We start from the raw sequence: 249 nt of genomic DNA, 5'->3' as shown, positions 1-249 counted from the left end.
CAGGCACATCAACAGTTTTATGGCGAAACCCCGACATCGTTGCCAGTGCCAGATTGCGGATATTTTTAGTCATCACATCTATCCTCATTAACTGACGGTAACAGTGCAGGAAGTGGAGGTCACCTTGTTAACAGGGCTTGCTGAATCAGAAATCTCGCAGGTATACGCACCCGCATCACCGGATGATGCTGATGCCTTACTGAACGTTGCCGCCGTCTGTCCGGAAACAGGAGAACCACCTTTCTTCCA

At 49.8% G+C, this 249-nt stretch carries 1 protein-coding gene; it reads right to left on the bottom strand.

Annotated elements, in window-relative coordinates; genetic code table 11:
* Positions 1-73: phage tail assembly chaperone (locus ACODJP_RS14390; RefSeq protein WP_342208839.1), on the bottom strand; the 73-nt coding region annotated here is incomplete at its 3' end.
* Positions 74-249 lie beyond the last annotated feature (176 nt).

The organism is Pleomorphochaeta sp. DL1XJH-081 (genome assembly GCF_049310885.1).
Taxonomy (GTDB): domain Bacteria; phylum Spirochaetota; class Spirochaetia; order Sphaerochaetales; family Sphaerochaetaceae; genus CAYZJV01.
This window is presented reverse-complemented; position numbering and strand designations above follow the sequence as displayed.